Source organism: Paenibacillus sp. CMM36 (genome assembly GCF_053570945.1).
This window is the reverse complement of the sequence record NZ_JBSEDY010000008.1, coordinates 33692-48882: the sequence shown is the minus strand read 5'-3', so window position 1 is coordinate 48882 and position 15191 is coordinate 33692. Positions and strand designations below refer to the sequence as shown.

Sequence of the window (15191 nt, the reverse complement as noted above, 5' to 3'; positions counted from 1 at the left end):
AAAAAATCGTACAAAGGGGCAAGCACCTTATGTACGACTGGGCAAATAAATAACATATTTTCAGTTATTATTTCTAAAGCTGTAAAATACCACGTTCCAACGAAACAGCAACGGCTTCAGATCTGGAATCAACACCAAGCTTGTTATAAATATTCGTTAAATGTGCCTTTACGGTACGCTCGGAAATTCCCATATCAAACGCAATTTCCTTACTTTTAAAACCATGTGCAACAGACTTTAATATATGTCTTTCCTTATCAGTCAGAACTAAGTTTCTTTCATGTGACTTTGCCTCAGCTTCTCTCTTATTCGTGGCAGCAAATACCCTTGCTGTTATTTCTGGCTGAAGCAGCGTTTCACCCCTTAGCGCAGACTCAATCGTGCGAAATAGGTTTTCCCGACTGGTATCTTTCAACAAATATCCTTTTGCTCCCAAAGAGAGTCCTTTAATCATTAAATCATCTTCGTTATAGGTCGTCAGGATAATGACTGGCGTTTCATTTTGTTTTTCTCTGAGGGCCTTCATGGTTTCCAAACCACTCATTTGTGGCATATATAAATCCAACAGGATGACATCCGGCTGAAGTTCTTCGATCAATTTAAGAGCCGTTACACCTTCTCCAGCCTCACCAATCACTTCATAGCTGTCATGGGTCTCCAGCACCAGCTTTAATCCTTCTCTAACTACCCAATGATCATCGACGATTAAAATCTTGTATTTCATAATAGGTCTCCTTTAGTAAGAGGCGCCTCTATTTTTATAGCCGTACCTTCTTGAAATATACTGCTGATATTGATTTTTCCACCCAGCATCCGTACACGTTCATGTATACCTATTATTCCGTAATGCCCTGTTTGCTTGGCAATAATATCCGTATCAAATCCTTTTCCATCATCACGAATCTCGATTTCAATCTTGCCTTCGTTATCCAAAATACTTATCCATACAGTATTCGCATGTGAATGCTTCGCTACGTTGGTTAAACACTCGCTTATAATAAACAATCCATGTTCGAACACCAGTCTGGGAACCGAAGCTTTAATTTTGATGTTGCGGATTACACGAATGCTCGTAGCCATTGTAAATCGCTGTATTTCTTCCTCCACGGCTTCTGCAAAATCAACTTCCGAGATGGTTTTCGAACGCAGATTGTCTATAGCTCGCCTTGAATCAGACAATGTTCTTCGCACTTGTGACATCGATTGTTGGACGATCTCCTGAGCTCTTTGCGTACTTCCCTTTGTCAGATGGGCATCAATGGCTTCAAGTTGCATGATTAGCCCAGCAAGCCCCTGCGCCAGCGTGTCATGAAGATCACGGGCCATACGTTGTCTTTCGTTAGCAATTGTAAGTTCTTCGACCTTTTGATGTGCGATTTCAAGTTCTTTAAGAACGTTTTGCGTTCGGATTCGTGCTTGAACTTGTTTGAGAAAAAGAATGGCATAAGCTACTATAACAACTGCAATGAGAAAAAATAGCGGGATGAACAATACAAATTGCCTGCCATCATTATGCCAGACTACAGCCACACAAAAAAGTACATAGGAAATCAAAAATACAAGAATGACCTTAAGCGGCTTGTAATAAATACCTATACTCTGACCCACCAAAATTGGCATTAACCCAACCAGCACAATGGAGAAACTGTCAGGTAGAAGAAATGCACTTGAAAAGATCAATCCCCCTTGCACAACAAAATAAGCCCATGAAAAATATTTTGCAACTCTTTGAGCATGCAAGTACAAGAGGATGTGTAATATGAAGATTACAGTAAATAAGACACTTTGCAGCAGATTTAGACCACTAGACAAATGTTGAAGAATGACAGACTCACTATAAATTATAAAAATCCATATTATAGTTAATACTTTTGAAATATCTTTCTTCTCAAATTCACCTTCACTTTCACTTATTTCCGGATCTACATTCTGGACCTGTACATTGAATTCATCGTTCATAATTCCCTCCTACAATTCTAAATTCGGCTTTTCGACTTAATAGAGATAATGGCACTATGACGGCCTAGTCCATTTAGTTTGAACAGAAATCATTTATATATTATTTTACAAAAAAACGAAAAGAAAAAAACGTACACATGGGCAGCTTCACTTGTACGTTTGGGCATTGAATACTTTTTGTTTGATACCATCCAAGTTATGCGTCATATAAAAAGCACGCAGCAGGTTATCCTGTGCGCGCTTGACCACTTACTATTCTTCTTCCAACTCATCTGGTACATCGTATTTATTGATATGTGAAGTCATTGCTGCAACAGCTTCGCTGGCATCCGTTGTGGCCGGTACTTCTCTGACCACATCATCCGTCTGATCACGAAAGTTCAAACGATCTGCCTCAATCTCTTTCTGTTGGTTCGGTTTCATTTTTCACGTCGCTCCTTTCTATTCAAGGGTCTGATCTCGTTCTGTTAACGCGTACAAAGGTACTTCCCGTTCTTCTTCCGGGTTGTTCAGCGCATAGATCCGTGCCGTCTCACGCTGTTCATTCACATGCTGAATATAAATGGGTAGCCCATCACACAACACATTCGCCATTATGGAAGAAGACGCTATTTCTTGCGCTCTTTGAACATTCACTTAGAAAAAACCTCCCTTGCTAAGTAGAGTTCCCCCTTACTATGCACGAGGTAAATATTTGTTATACATATTTCATGCCAACATGTGTTTCACGATCTTGAAAGGATATCATTTGAAAAAATAAATATTATTGTTATTATGGATTGAGAGATTCAGTGAAAACTGCAATCTTAATTGTAGAGAAAAGGAGTAATGATGAATGTTAAACATATTAATGGTTAACTTTCCGGCAGAAGGACATGTGAACCCTACGATTGGGATGACGCAAGCCTTTGCAGCACGAGGGGACCAAGTACATTACATTACAACTGAGAAATACAAGGACAGACTCGAAGCAGTTGGAGCGAAGGTTCACCTGCATTCTGATCTGGTCAGGACCGCTTCTATTGATTCCAATACTCCGGATGGGTTGAGTGCATTTATGAAAATTCATATTCAGACTTCGCTGGACATATTAGCAATTACTCAGCAACTGTCTAAAAGCATTGATTTTGACTTTGTATTCTATGATAGATTCGGAGCTGGCGAGTTAGTTAGAGACTATTTGAAAATCCCTGGTATTGCTTCCTCCCCATCTTTTCTGATTTCACAGAATCGGATGGCTACCAATCTCTTTCGCTTTAATGAAAAAGAGCCGTTTCAACTTGATGAACATGCCACGACCTCACTGCAGCTCATGAAAGAAAGGTTCGGTGTTGCTCCCGAAAATATGGTTCAATTTATGAGCAATACAGGGGCTTTGAATGTTGTATATACCAGTCGATATTTCCAACCAGACGGTGAACAGTATGGTGACGAGAATCTCTTTATTGGTCCCAGCTTTCCAGAACGTAAAGGGGAAAATTCATTTCCACTGGACAGACTAGAGGATAAAAAGGTTTTGTATATTTCGATGGGAACTGTTCTGGACCATACTGAAGACTTTTTTAACACCTGTATTGAAGCTTTTTCCGATTTTGAAGGTATCGTCGTGATTGCAGCTGGCGAGAAAGCTGACTTTACGAAAATCAATCCGGCGCCAGAGCACTTTATCATCTCGCCCTATGTTCCCCAATTGGAGGTATTACGTCATTCAGATGTGTTTATTACTCATGGTGGAATGAATAGTGTAAATGAAGGAATTCACTTTAACGTACCCTTGGTTGTACTGCCGCAGGACAAGGATCAGCCCATGGTCGCGCAGCGGTTAACAGAACTTCAAGCTGGCTATCGCATAACCAAAGACCACATCAATGTACAATCGTTAAGAGATGCCGTACATGAGGTACTGTCGAACGCAACGTATAAAGAGGGCGTACAAAAAATAAATGATAGCTTCCAGCAATCTGGCGGTACAGAAGAAGCCCTCGCAAAAATTGATGCCTATCTTCAAAATAAGCTTGTGTAAATCACACGATTACAATTCTACAAAAAAACAGGAGCCCTGACCATCAAGGGTCGGGTTCCTGTTTATCATGCATTTCTATGTGGAGATATCCCACTTCTGAAACGAAGCCATCGTACACTTTCCGCTCGTGAACGCTCGAATGCCTGTAGATTCTGCTCCCGGATACACTCTTCCTGTGAGGACGTATTCACCGTCGCCGATGAATATTTCCACCGAGCTTTTATCGACAAAAATCCGAAGCTCCAGACGGCCCTCGTTTAAGTTTAAAGGCACTCTTCTCTCTCCGCCCGGGCCTATACCTGCACGCTCACGGTTAAAACGGAACAGACCGTCATCGGGACGATACGAGAGTACAGTCTCCTCTTCGTCGCCCACTCGCAGCTTCAAGCCGAATTCATTGGTGTTACTGGCTTCGAACTCAAATACCGCCTTCAGTTCGTAGCTATCTCCGAACGTTTCCATGATCTGCTCGCCTGTCAGCAAGATATCCCGCTGTTCGAACAGATTGGATCGGTAATTTTCCACCTCTTCAAGCGGACGGAACAGCAATCTGTCGTGGTCGATAACCGCTTCCCGCGGAAGACTCATTGCACCCGCCCAATGGTGCCCTTGCTGGGTCGGCATCTCCGACTCCCACATATCCATCCATCCGATGACGATTCGCCGCCCTTTATCATCCAAGGTTGACTGCGGGGCATAGAAATCAAATCCGTGATCTACCTGAGCATACCGCTCTGCCGTAAATGTTCCAGCCTCCGCATTGAAATCACCTATACCGTACATGGTGGAATGCAGATTGCGGTATGCTTCTCCCTGAGGGGGCATGCGCTGTGGAGACAGCATAAATACGTGCCGACCGCCAAGCGGGAACAAATCCGGACACTCCCAATTATCGCCGAAACGTCCGTCACTCACGGCTAGTACATTGACATACGTCCAGCTTTTCAGGTCTTCAGAACGATAAAGCAGTACAAGTCCGTTCCCTTGGGCATCATTAGAACCAAGAACGGCGTAATATTGATCTTCGTGCCTGAACACCTTAGGGTCACGGAAGTCTTTACGGCTGATCGTGTCCGGTACGGCGTCATAACCGATGACCGGATTGCCCTCCCACTTTTCGAATGTCACCCCGTCCTCCGATACTGCAATCCCTTGTGACTGCTTGTAATCCTGATCCTTGTCAGGCCCGGTTACAACATGTCCGGTATACATCAGGACAAGCTTCCCGTCCTGCTCTATCGCACTGCCAGAGAAGCAGCCATCCTGGTCGAACTCGCCGTCCGGTGCCAAAGCGACCGGTAGATAATCCCACTTCATAAGATCGCGGCTGACTGCATGTCCCCAGTGCATCGGTCCCCATACTGATTTATACGGGTAATGTTGATAGAACAAGTGATACTGCCCGTTATATTGAATGAAGCCGTTCGGATCATTCATCCAGCCGAATTCAGCCATTAAATGGTAGTTCAGCCGATAATCCGGCCGAAGCATATGCTTCGATTGGGAAATAAATTGATCTGCACGCTCTCTCGTATACGTTCTAGTCTGTTTGATAAGGCATCCTACTCCTACAATTATTTAATCGAACCTTGCATAACACCCTGAATAATATACTTCTGGGCGAACAGATAGATGATAATGATCGGAAATATCGTCAGTACCAAACTTGCCATCAATGGACCATAATCCACTGTATAGGTCCCATAAAAGTTATACGTGGACAACGGAAGTGTCCTTTGCTCCGGATCGACCAGAATGAGGGAAGGCAGCAGAAAATCATTCCAGATCCACAGCACATTGAGAATGGAAATGGTGGCAGTCGTGGGCATCAGTACCGGAAACACGATCCGGAAGAATGTTTGAACCCGCGTGCAGCCGTCAATTAGCGCCGCTTCCTCCAGTTCTTTTGGAATACTCTTTACGAAACCATGATAAATGAAGACGGCCAGCGAGCTACCAAAACCGATATACATATAAATCAGCGACCACTTACTGTTCAGCAGATCAAGTGACCCGTAGATTTTCACCAATGGAATCATGATAGCCTGGAATGGAATGATCATGGATGCAACCATCAGCATAAATGTATATTGGTTGAACTTGGTGTTGTTTCTGACAAAATAATGAGCCGTCATCGCCGCAAACAGCGATATAAACAGAACGCTTAACACCGTTATGACCAATGAGTTGGTGAAGGCAGCGATGTAATCCATTTTATCAAATGCATTCATATAATTGACCATACTGAAGCTCTCTGGAAGCGATAACGGATTTGAGGTGATGGCCATGTTTTCTTTGAACGAATTGATCAGCAGAAAGACGAACGGTACGATGAACAATATGAGTATGACTGTCAGCACAATGAATTTGATTACGGAGGAAGCAACTCTTTTTCTTGTCATTACGCCTCCACCTCCAACTTCTTACTAAAATAAACCTGAAGCAGAGTGATGAGAGCAACCATCAGGAACAACACGAATGCTTCTGCTTGCCCCACACCATAATCACGGGAAAGGAATGCCTTTTCATACACATGCATCGACACCATTTGAGTACTGCTGAACGGCCCACCTTTCGTGAGCGCAAGGTTCACGTCATAGACCATAAATCCGCGTTGCAGGGACAAAAATATACATACGATGAAAGAAGGAACCATCAAGGGCAATACCATTTTCCGCAGTCTGGTCCAGCTGTTTGCCCCATCAATGCTTGCAGCCTCCATAATATCATTCGGCACACCCGTCAATCCCGCGATGTAAATGACCATCATGTAACCCGCGTTCTGCCACACCGTTACAATCACGAGTGCCCAGAACGCTTTGTCGGGATCAGCCAGCCAAGTCGTGCTGAGCGACTGTATACTGGCATGTTGTCCCAAATAGACAAGCACGTTGTTGAATATAAACTGCCAGATAAAACCGAGTACAATGCCCCCGACAAGGTTGGGCAGGAAAAATCCTGCCCGGAAAATACTCTGCCCTTTTAACCCTTTAGTCAGCACATAAGCCAGCATAAAAGCGATCACATTGATAAGAACAACGGTATAAAACACATACTTGAGCGTCAAGCCGAATGACTTCCAAAACTCGATATCTCTAAAAACAGCCAGATAGTTTTGGATGCCTACCAGCGATAGTGTGGTGGAAATACCATCCCAGTTTGTGAACGTCAGATAGATGCCATACAAAAATGGAATAATCATTACCGTTATGAAGGCAAACAAGGTTGGGCCCGTAAACAGTAGCCGCGTCCGCAGCCGGTTCCATACTCCTTTTTCCGTAATCATGATGATCCCTTCCTTTGTTTCGGGTTTCTCTCTCTATTCCAGGTAATTTGAAAACAACCTTATTTAACGGTTTTCCAGTAGTTTTCGATTTCTTTAACCAGTGTTGCACGATCTCCCTGTTTCGCCAGATACTTTTGCATGGAAGATCCTGTCTTAGACCAGTGGTCCGCAGGCAGCATGCTCATCGACTGCTCTGACTTGCCTTTTGCAATATAATCCTGGATGGACTTGCCAAGCGGGTCGGCCGCAGGCAGTGTAATATTTTTGAACGCCGGGATAATGTTCGCTTGGTTCACGAGGAAATCCTGGCCTTTCTCATCATATACGATCCAGTTCAGGAACTTCTTCGCCGCATCTTGCTGTTCCGGAGTAGTCTTCTCCTTGTCAATAACAATGCGCTTGGATACAGCGGACGAAATCTCCTGATTGCCGTAGTCATCGGCATTGTTACTGATGGGTACAGGCAAGAAACCATATTCTTTGTTAGCCGTATCAAAACTGTTGATTTGCGGCCATGCCCAGTTGCCCATGAACCAAATGCCAACTTCACCTTTGCCGAGCAGCTCCGGTCCGCGTTCATAAGCTCCTGCTAGCGGAGAAGCCTGATCGATGTTGTATTTCATCATGAGGTCGAATGTATCCATAAGTCCGTTAAATACAGGATTATTAGCCAAGCTAGCCTGGCCCGTTTTTAGTGACGCCATGAATTTGTCCACTTCAGCCATGTCTTTGTTCTGGCCTGCATAAGCAAGAGGCAAATAATGAGCGCCCAGAGACCAGTCCATTGGTGAAATCACCAATGCTTTCTTACCAGATGCCTCAATTTGCTGAAACAGTTTTTCAAGGTCATTTCGGGTTTTAATTGTGGTAGGATCAAAGCTTCCGCCTACCGCTTTATCTACAACGGCTTTGTTGTAAATGAATCCGTAGCCTTCAACAGCCAGCGGAAACGCATAATTTTTGCCGTCAACCGTCGTAGCTGTGGTAGCGTTTTCAACTGTGTCCTTATTCCACTTTTCTCCGCTCAGATCGAGGATACGGTCCTTGAACTTCTCCACATCACCTGTATCTAGCATGATCATGGTCGGCGGGTTTCCGGATGCGTACAAAGCGGAGGCACGCTCAAAAGGCGACCCACCAGTCGGAACCGGCTGGATTTCAACAGTAATACCCGGATTGTCTTTCTGGAAGGCCTTAGCGGCTTCCTCCAGCTGTGGAAGGATTTCGCCTTTGGAGTTCAAAAGCGTAATCTTCACATTTTTCGAATCCCCTGATCCCCCTCCAGAAGCCGAATTACCTTCTCCACCGGAGCCACCACATGCAGACACCACCATAACTAAAAGAAGCAGCATTACCATCCATTGAACTCTTTTGAATTTACTCACTGTTGTCATCCCCTTATTTATATAATGGCTCTGAACACTTAAATAAAACGCTTACAAACGGATTATATGTCAAAGGTTTAACCTGTGTCAATCGTTTGACATGTTATTCCCTTAGCATGTACAAAAAAAAATCTGTTCCCCTTGTTAGAGGAACAGATTTTCATTCAGGTCGTTGCACGCTCAATTAGTTCAACAGGCAACAGATTGACAGGTTGTACCTGCTCCCCCTCCGCCTGCCTGCGGATCAGCTCGACCGCCAGCCTGCCGATCTCTGCAATCGGCTGTCTTACCGATGTAAGTTCTAGCGTCAGCCAGGAAGCAACGCTTACATCATCGAAGCCTACAATGCGCACATTCTCTGGCACATGCCTTCCAGCGCGAATATATTCCTTTAGCGCGAAAGCAGCAATAATATCACTTGTTGCGAATACCCCATCTACATCCGGATGTTCATGAACGAGTTTTGAAATGATCCGCTCGTACTCCTTCTGGTCGAACACATTCAAGTCTGTTTGAACAATCACATGCTGGACATTATGCTTACCCACCACATCCCGGAATGCTTTGGTCCGCTCATTGGACAGCATGTTCAGCTCCAGATTTCCGCAGATATGGGCAATTTTCCGGCAGCCTTTGCGAATGAGCAGCTCCGTAGCCAGCTCGCCTCCGCGATAATTATCCGAGGATATGTAAGGAATATACGGGTCAATCTGCCTATCAAACGTCACGATCGGTGAATTCAAATGTCGGTACTCTTCTACTTCTAATGTATGGCTACCCATAATGATGCCATCCACCCGGTTCCGCTTCAACATATCAATATACACTTTCTCTTTCACGGGATCCATATGTGAATTGCACAGCAGGACCTTGCAGCCATGCTGATAGGCGTAATACTCAACCTGATTGGCAAGCTCACTGAAGAAAGGATGCGAGACATTGGGAATAATAAGGCCAATAATATTGGACTGCTTACGTAGCAGAGATCGTGCTATTTCATTGGGTTGATAATTAAGTTCCTCCATTGCGTCGAACACTTTTTTGCGTGTAGTTTCGCTGATATATCCCCGGTTATTCATTACACGGGATACGGTAGTGACCGACACGCCCGCTTTTAATGCTACATCATGAATTGTCGCCATATGAACCTCTTCCCGTACAAAATAAATACATACAAACTATACTCTCTCCCCATCATTTCAACAACTTTACATAATGGAAGGCCTCATAATGGCCGTCAATCTTACACTAGTCATTTCTATAAGATAATACGACAGCCTATCCAATTGGAAAGGCTGTCGGTAGCTGAAAGTATTAACATCATTCTGATTGTGCGTCCGTCGGTGCATTAATGTATGTATCTGTAAGCACATCAGTCGGTGCAGCCACAGGCACATCATCCGTTGCTGATTCACTGTTCTGGAGTAGTGCTCTCGGATAGGTCCGTGCACGCTCATAGTACCAGTCAAACAAGAAGCGGGCCATCGCCTGACGTCGGTTATCGCCATCCCACTTTAACCCGGCTGTTGGGTCCGCAAATGAACTCCTTGCTCCAGCTTCCAGCAGAAAGCCATTCATGTGTGCGGTCATGCTGACATTACCGGCTGCTATAAAAATGGACTTCGTGTTTTGCCCAAATCCATTATTAGAGCCGTTAAACAAATTCCAGTACTCCGAATCGCCGGGCTGTGTTTTGAACCAGGTAAATTCTGTGATATTTATTGGATAGGCTTGAGCTGCCGCCTTAATGTTGGAATCCCATTGCGATTGTAGCTTGTCCTTGTTATCATGCGCTCCGTAGCCCGGATACCAGTGGACAGCATAGCCGTAGTTGTTTAAGGGGTCGGTCAACGGGTGTTTTGCCGCCGGGCTGTAAAATTGGTTGTATCCAAGCCCTGCAGCCCAGATGACATTATTCGCTCCTTTACTTCGAATCGTGGAAATGATAGAGTTTTGGAATCTTCTCAGATCATTCCAATGGTCAACAAAATCATTTTCGCCAGGATAGCCTCCCCAATGCCCATTCGCATATGACTTAATAGGCTCGTTGATCAGTTCAAACATGACGTTATCTGCGCTATTAATAGCCGGCTGCGAGGCAAGATACCCCCATATTTGATTGAATTTGTCCAGATTGGATTGTGTTGTAGCCTGGTCGTTAGCCAAAGTGAAATCAAGACCAAGGGTAACATAAATGCCCTTTGTTTTCGCATAATTGATGTATGGAATAATCACATTTTGTGTAGCTGCTTGTAAACCTGAGAAATTGTATGACCCTGCGGCCACATCTCCCATATCCTGGCGATCAATAAACAATCGGACCTGATTCATATACCAGCCGTGGTTGCTTCCATACTTCGGTCTGGTGTCTGCAAAGGTGTCAGTGATATCCTTCAAATAAGCCAAAATTGCTGCATGACGATTGTTACCATTTAAATTGAGATAATAATTACTGTTTTGATAGGTCCAGTATGCCCCCGACGGCTGATGCCAGCCACTTAAAACAACAGGTTTTCCGCTGCTGTTCACCAATTGATTGCCCCTGACATGGAGCTTTCCCATAGGCATACCTGACCATGCATCTATATGTTGGCCAAAGACCGGTGTTAAAGGCAATAAGAATACAAGTATCAGAGCTATTTTACATACCATACCTAATTTTTTCAAAGAAAGGCCTCCTCTTCAAAAATTAATTGACTATTATACCAAAAGAATAAAATGGTATAAACATGTAGTGGCTCCGCTTCCTGAGTCTATCCCATTTCAAAATCGTCATTTCCCCCCTTAATAGAATATTTTAATCCTGATTTTCATTTCTTGTATATAATTGTAGTACTTACATTTTTAAACCACAACTTGATAAAATTTAGTTTTTTTTAAATTATGCCTCAAGTGTTAAGTTTGCTATTGTGGACGACTCCATTTCAAACTACAATGAAGATACCAAATTTGGAAGCGCTTTATTTTTTCGGTAAGATGGTCAATACTTGAAATAATGTATCATCGTCATCCATTTCTTTCATGTTTGGTCAATCTTTTATGGAGGTGTAAAATGAAGAAGAAATCTTGGTTCACTTTAATGGTCACGGGCATTGTCTCTCTGTTTTTTTCGGTAAGCGTTTATGCGGGGAATGTTTTTTGGGAACCACTTAATGGTTTCAATTCTGGTGCATGGCAAAAGGCGGATGGATATTCCAATGGGAACATGTTTAATTGCACTTGGCGTGCCAATAATGTCAATTTTACGAACGATGGCAAAATGAAGCTTGGCTTAACAAGTTCTGCGTACAATAAATTTGACTGTGGAGAGTATCGATCGACGAACACTTACAGATACGGCTTATACGAGGTCAGCATGAAGCCTGCTAAAAATACAGGGATCGTATCTTCCTTTTTTACGTATACGGGACCTACTGATGGCACGCAATGGGACGAAATAGATATTGAATTTTTAGGCAAAGACACGACAAAAGTGCAATTCAACTATTATACAAACGGGGTCGGTGGTCACGAGAAGATTGTTGATCTGGGCTTTGATGCATCAAGAGGCTTCCACACCTATGCTTTCGATTGGCAGCCAGGGTACATTAAGTGGTATGTTGACGGGGTTCTAAAGCATACAGCAACTACGAATATACCGAGCACGCCAGGCAAGATTATGATGAATTTATGGAATGGCACCGGCGTTGACGACTGGCTGGGTTCGTATAATGGAGCGAATCCGCTATACGCCGAATACGATTGGGTAAAATACACGAGCAATTAGCCCGTAGCACAAAAGCAGCCCTGTAGTGGCTGCTTTTTTTGTGATGCATTGATTTAGCCATGTTCCGGCCATGAAGAAGATTGCTAGAAGTCTATTCAAAGCTGGCGATCACCCGATGCGCAGCTTGAATATAATCAGTGGTGAGGATTCTGACAATCGTCGTCTTGCCCGCGCCGTTGGAGCCAAGCAGGGCGAAAATCTCCCCTCGCTTCACTTAAAAATCCACGCCTTTTAGGACTTCTATGTCCTTGAAAGACTTTCGCATCCCGATATCCCCCTTTTACTTTGTTTTATCCGTAACCTTTTTCATGGCCTTGTTACCTTCTTGGTCAACAGATTCTTGATAGATGTCAGCGTAAGTTTTTGAATCTTTGATTAGATCGTCGCAGAATGCCGCTACGTCACTGCCTGTCACTTCGAGCACGCCTTTCCCCAAGGCCGCGCCCTCTTCAAAAAGATCGATGATTCCCGAGAGTAAACCTGTCCCGTCGGTTAGCTCAACAGGGCCGACCTTAAAGAGATATTTTCGAATCTCTTTATAAACAATCTGATAATCTTGCGGCAGCGCTTTGACACGCGCCACGTGCGCTCGCCACTCTTTTTTGCCTTCGATGGTATCTCGTATTCTCATTTTATCCTCCTCCTATTCACCTAATTTTTTAGCGATATTATTGTTTAGTTGCTCGCGCCACTTGTCGCGAAAAGACTTTGCCCCTTCTTCGCCGGCCAGCGCTGAACAAAAGCCTTTGATGTCGTCACTCAAAACCTCTTGGACACTCTGACCGTCCGCCGCCGTTTCTTCTAGTAGGCCAAGCACACCGTCAAGAATTGGCATGAGGTTGCGACCGGTGAAATCTGAGTACCCCCAAAGATTGGCATTCATTTTTTTCCATGCCGCTTGATAATCAGCTGGCAGCTTTTTGACTCGCGATTCAAAAGTTTTGAATTCTTTAGTCATGTCGCTGCCAGTGATTTTTTCCCAAAAATTCACTATTTTCTCTCCTTTAACTCGTTAATTTTTGATGATACGAACTCCCATTTTTCCCAGAACTTCCGCAGTTCCTCGCGTCCCGCGTCGTTGATCGCAAAAAACTTTCGCGGCGGTCCCATTTCGGAGGGCTTCTTGGTGATCTCCACCAACTTGTTTTTTTCAAGCCGGATCAGGATGGTGTACACCGTTCCCTCCACAACATCTGTGAAGCCGAGGGCGTTCAGCCGCCGCGTGATTTCGTAGCCATAGGTTTCTTTGCGGCTTATAATTTCAAGGACACAGCCCTCAAGCACGCCTTTGAGCATTTCCGTTAGGTTTTCCAGCACAATCACTCCTTGCTATTCTGTACAACCAGTATGCAGTGATACTTACTACCGCTATAAAGTATCACGTAGTAGATGAATTGTCAATAGCGTTATCTTTGACACGGATTTTACATTTTCAACTACCCTGCCCGTTAGCTTAATGAAAACGGAGCAGTTGCTGACAGCAAACTGCTCCGTTTAAATTTAAAATAATGCGTCCCAATCGTCTAATAATTGCCGCTTATAAAAAATGAGTTCTTCGATGACAAAATAACTTCATGTCTTGAACAATGGAGATTTATCTGAACCACCAATCAAATCAACTGTGAAAAATATGGAGATGAAGTGTCCTCTGTAGGCTATTGTTTTTACTGCACTTGAAGTGAGACGAACAAGTGAGGGGGGGTTCCCCTCACTCTATTCTTAACTAAGAATAGTATACTTGTTCTACTTTATATAATGTATCCTCGATAGTTGGACAAAGTTCGGCATCTACTTTGTGAAATTTAACTCTAAAATATAAACTTTTCAAGAAGTTCTTTATATTATTTTTTTGCTTAAAGGCATGAAGAAATTCTGGATTTTTCTCCACATCACCAAAACTTTGGATCCATTTCTCTACATAGGTCTGACTAAGTATTTTTCTATTTAAAACACTAATTACGGATTTCACCATTCTTTCATCTTCCCCATCGGAGTAAACTCGATCTGATATGGTCATCTTCTCATAAACCAAATCGAGGATAGCTAAGAGGTCTTTTTTGTCCAGTTCGGAACATTGGGCCAGATCGTCCAAAGCATCTGCTGCATGAGCTATGGCATGAGCCCATCCTTTTTCTTCATCATACCCACGGTAATCTCGCTCCTTATGTATATTATAAAATACTTTCTCCTTGATCTGATGAATATGCTCACTTGAGAGAAATGGTGATTCCCTATGCCTCATAAGGAGAAGCGGTATAACTAGCATAGAGAAAGATCTAGTGAAGACAGAGTCTGTATTTATTTCATCAAGCCTGAAAAGCAAATGGTTTTTATCCAAAATAACGGGTAGGAGTTGTTCCAGTTCGTTTACAGTTAGAGCATTACCGGGAATCCAATTGGATAAGGTAGTATAAATTAGCTCATCACGTAATTGGGCATCTAAAGAACCGATGTTATTCATCATCTCTTGTATCAATTGGAATGTATCGGAAGGTGCTTGGTAGTCATTTGCTTTTATCAATATCAACTTTTCTTTTAGACTCATATTACACACTCCTACTATATTGCTATTAATTTTTATTCATCTCTATTTTAGTAACGATCCAAGCTAGTTCGCATTCAAAGATATATGTACGCGCTTAAACTTGTCTTCCTTTAAAGTGACATAATAATCTTATACATGGTTCTCTTAGTTTGAATATTCTTAAATTGAAGCTTGGGACCAGAATTGACTTTCATCAATGGACAATTCATAGCTCAACGAAATCCCTA

Annotated in this window: 16 protein-coding genes and 1 pseudogene; 2 read left to right on the top strand and 15 right to left on the bottom strand. The window is 43.3% G+C overall.

Annotated elements, in window-relative coordinates; translation table 11 throughout:
* Positions 1–73: 73 nt before the first annotated feature.
* The 4 genes from ACWA2B_RS16560 to ACWA2B_RS16545 form a co-directional block, all read right to left on the bottom strand.
* Positions 74–724, bottom strand: coding sequence for a response regulator (locus ACWA2B_RS16560; RefSeq protein WP_069011601.1), 651 nt, complete (start codon positions 722–724; stop codon positions 74–76).
* Positions 721–1959: a sensor histidine kinase gene (locus ACWA2B_RS16555; RefSeq protein ID WP_449292428.1), complete on the bottom strand. Its 1239-nt coding sequence runs from the start codon at positions 1957–1959 to the stop codon at positions 721–723. Before ACWA2B_RS16555 ends, ACWA2B_RS16560 begins: the two co-directional genes overlap by 4 nt.
* Before the next feature lie 252 nt (positions 1960–2211).
* Positions 2212–2382 (bottom strand): hypothetical protein, encoded by a 171-nt coding sequence (locus ACWA2B_RS16550; protein ID WP_013373210.1) that lies wholly within the window; start codon positions 2380–2382, stop codon positions 2212–2214.
* An 18-nt stretch (positions 2383–2400) separates the two neighbouring features.
* On the bottom strand, positions 2401–2595 hold the full coding sequence (locus tag ACWA2B_RS16545; protein ID WP_016820419.1) for an H-type small acid-soluble spore protein: 195 nt from the start codon (positions 2593–2595) through the stop codon (positions 2401–2403).
* A gap of 199 nt (positions 2596–2794) precedes the next feature.
* Here ACWA2B_RS16545 and ACWA2B_RS16540 point away from each other — a divergent pair, with 199 nt between their 5' ends.
* Complete coding sequence (locus ACWA2B_RS16540; RefSeq protein WP_029519354.1) at positions 2795–3982, top strand: macrolide family glycosyltransferase; 1188 nt, start codon at positions 2795–2797, stop codon at positions 3980–3982.
* Positions 3983–4057: 75 nt separating this feature from the next.
* Here the strand turns inward: ACWA2B_RS16540 and ACWA2B_RS16535 are convergent, their stop codons facing one another.
* From ACWA2B_RS16535 to ACWA2B_RS16510, 6 genes are all read right to left on the bottom strand, one after another.
* Positions 4058–5473, bottom strand: coding sequence for a glycoside hydrolase family 32 protein (locus ACWA2B_RS16535; RefSeq protein ID WP_029519355.1), 1416 nt, complete (start codon positions 5471–5473; stop codon positions 4058–4060).
* Positions 5474–5556: 83 nt separating this feature from the next.
* Positions 5557–6384, bottom strand: a complete 828-nt coding sequence (locus tag ACWA2B_RS16530) for a carbohydrate ABC transporter permease (protein WP_449292427.1) — start codon at positions 6382–6384, stop codon at positions 5557–5559.
* Positions 6384–7268 carry a carbohydrate ABC transporter permease gene (locus ACWA2B_RS16525; RefSeq protein WP_029519358.1) on the bottom strand — a complete coding sequence of 295 codons (885 nt, stop codon included), beginning with the start codon at positions 7266–7268 and terminating at the stop codon, positions 6384–6386. The genes ACWA2B_RS16530 and ACWA2B_RS16525 overlap by 1 nt, the downstream gene beginning before the upstream one ends.
* A gap of 59 nt (positions 7269–7327) precedes the next feature.
* Positions 7328–8653 (bottom strand): ABC transporter substrate-binding protein, encoded by a 1326-nt coding sequence (locus ACWA2B_RS16520; protein WP_029519359.1) that lies wholly within the window; start codon positions 8651–8653, stop codon positions 7328–7330.
* A 164-nt stretch (positions 8654–8817) separates the two neighbouring features.
* Entirely contained in the window at positions 8818–9795 is a 978-nt protein-coding gene (locus ACWA2B_RS16515; protein ID WP_449292426.1) for a LacI family DNA-binding transcriptional regulator, read from the bottom strand.
* Between the two features lie 178 nt (positions 9796–9973).
* Positions 9974–11320: a cellulase family glycosylhydrolase gene (locus tag ACWA2B_RS16510; protein WP_449292425.1), complete on the bottom strand. Its 1347-nt coding sequence runs from the start codon at positions 11318–11320 to the stop codon at positions 9974–9976.
* A gap of 385 nt (positions 11321–11705) precedes the next feature.
* On the opposite strand from ACWA2B_RS16510, the gene bglS reads away from it, so the two are divergent.
* Positions 11706–12419, top strand: a complete 714-nt coding sequence (gene bglS, locus ACWA2B_RS16505; RefSeq protein WP_013312075.1) for a beta-glucanase — start codon at positions 11706–11708, stop codon at positions 12417–12419.
* Positions 12420–12555: 136 nt separating this feature from the next.
* On the opposite strand, the pseudogene ACWA2B_RS16500 reads toward bglS, so the two are convergent.
* The 5 genes and pseudogenes from ACWA2B_RS16500 to ACWA2B_RS16480 form a co-directional block, all read right to left on the bottom strand.
* Positions 12556–12684: pseudogene (locus tag ACWA2B_RS16500) on the bottom strand (ATP-binding cassette domain-containing protein); the annotation flags it as partial.
* A 15-nt stretch (positions 12685–12699) separates the two neighbouring features.
* The gene (locus ACWA2B_RS16495; RefSeq protein ID WP_449292424.1) at positions 12700–13050 is read right to left on the bottom strand and encodes a DUF1048 domain-containing protein; all 351 of its coding nucleotides are present in this window, start codon (positions 13048–13050) and stop codon (positions 12700–12702) included.
* A 12-nt stretch (positions 13051–13062) separates the two neighbouring features.
* A complete protein-coding gene (locus ACWA2B_RS16490; RefSeq protein WP_449292423.1) occupies positions 13063–13410 on the bottom strand; it encodes a DUF1048 domain-containing protein in 348 nt (115 codons plus the stop codon).
* The gene (locus ACWA2B_RS16485) at positions 13410–13715 is read right to left on the bottom strand and encodes a PadR family transcriptional regulator (protein WP_322252843.1); all 306 of its coding nucleotides are present in this window, start codon (positions 13713–13715) and stop codon (positions 13410–13412) included. Before ACWA2B_RS16485 ends, ACWA2B_RS16490 begins: the two co-directional genes overlap by 1 nt.
* 427 nt (positions 13716–14142) lie before the next feature.
* A complete protein-coding gene (locus tag ACWA2B_RS16480) occupies positions 14143–14964 on the bottom strand; it encodes a DUF2785 domain-containing protein (RefSeq protein ID WP_449292422.1) in 822 nt (273 codons plus the stop codon).
* Between the last annotated feature and the right edge of the window lie 227 nt (positions 14965–15191).

What these genes read in the sequence shown, in the direction of transcription:
- ACWA2B_RS16525 (WP_029519358.1), bottom strand. Translation starts at nt 7,268, where the DNA reads ATGATTACGGAAAAAGGAGTATGGAACCGGCTGCGGACGCGGCTACTG.
- ACWA2B_RS16515 (WP_449292426.1), bottom strand. Translation starts at nt 9,795, where the DNA reads ATGGCGACAATTCATGATGTAGCATTAAAAGCGGGCGTGTCGGTCACT.
- bglS (WP_013312075.1), top strand. Translation starts at nt 11,706, where the DNA reads ATGAAGAAGAAATCTTGGTTCACTTTAATGGTCACGGGCATTGTCTCT.
- ACWA2B_RS16485 (WP_322252843.1), bottom strand. Translation starts at nt 13,715, where the DNA reads ATGCTCAAAGGCGTGCTTGAGGGCTGTGTCCTTGAAATTATAAGCCGC.
- ACWA2B_RS16495 (WP_449292424.1), bottom strand. Translation starts at nt 13,050, where the DNA reads ATGAGAATACGAGATACCATCGAAGGCAAAAAAGAGTGGCGAGCGCAC.
- ACWA2B_RS16530 (WP_449292427.1), bottom strand. Translation starts at nt 6,384, where the DNA reads ATGACAAGAAAAAGAGTTGCTTCCTCCGTAATCAAATTCATTGTGCTG.
- ACWA2B_RS16540 (WP_029519354.1), top strand. Translation starts at nt 2,795, where the DNA reads ATGTTAAACATATTAATGGTTAACTTTCCGGCAGAAGGACATGTGAAC.
- ACWA2B_RS16560 (WP_069011601.1), bottom strand. Translation starts at nt 724, where the DNA reads ATGAAATACAAGATTTTAATCGTCGATGATCATTGGGTAGTTAGAGAA.
- ACWA2B_RS16480 (WP_449292422.1), bottom strand. Translation starts at nt 14,964, where the DNA reads ATGAGTCTAAAAGAAAAGTTGATATTGATAAAAGCAAATGACTACCAA.
- ACWA2B_RS16550 (WP_013373210.1), bottom strand. Translation starts at nt 2,382, where the DNA reads ATGAAACCGAACCAACAGAAAGAGATTGAGGCAGATCGTTTGAACTTT.
- ACWA2B_RS16555 (WP_449292428.1), bottom strand. Translation starts at nt 1,959, where the DNA reads ATGAACGATGAATTCAATGTACAGGTCCAGAATGTAGATCCGGAAATA.
- ACWA2B_RS16535 (WP_029519355.1), bottom strand. Translation starts at nt 5,473, where the DNA reads ATGCTTCGGCCGGATTATCGGCTGAACTACCATTTAATGGCTGAATTC.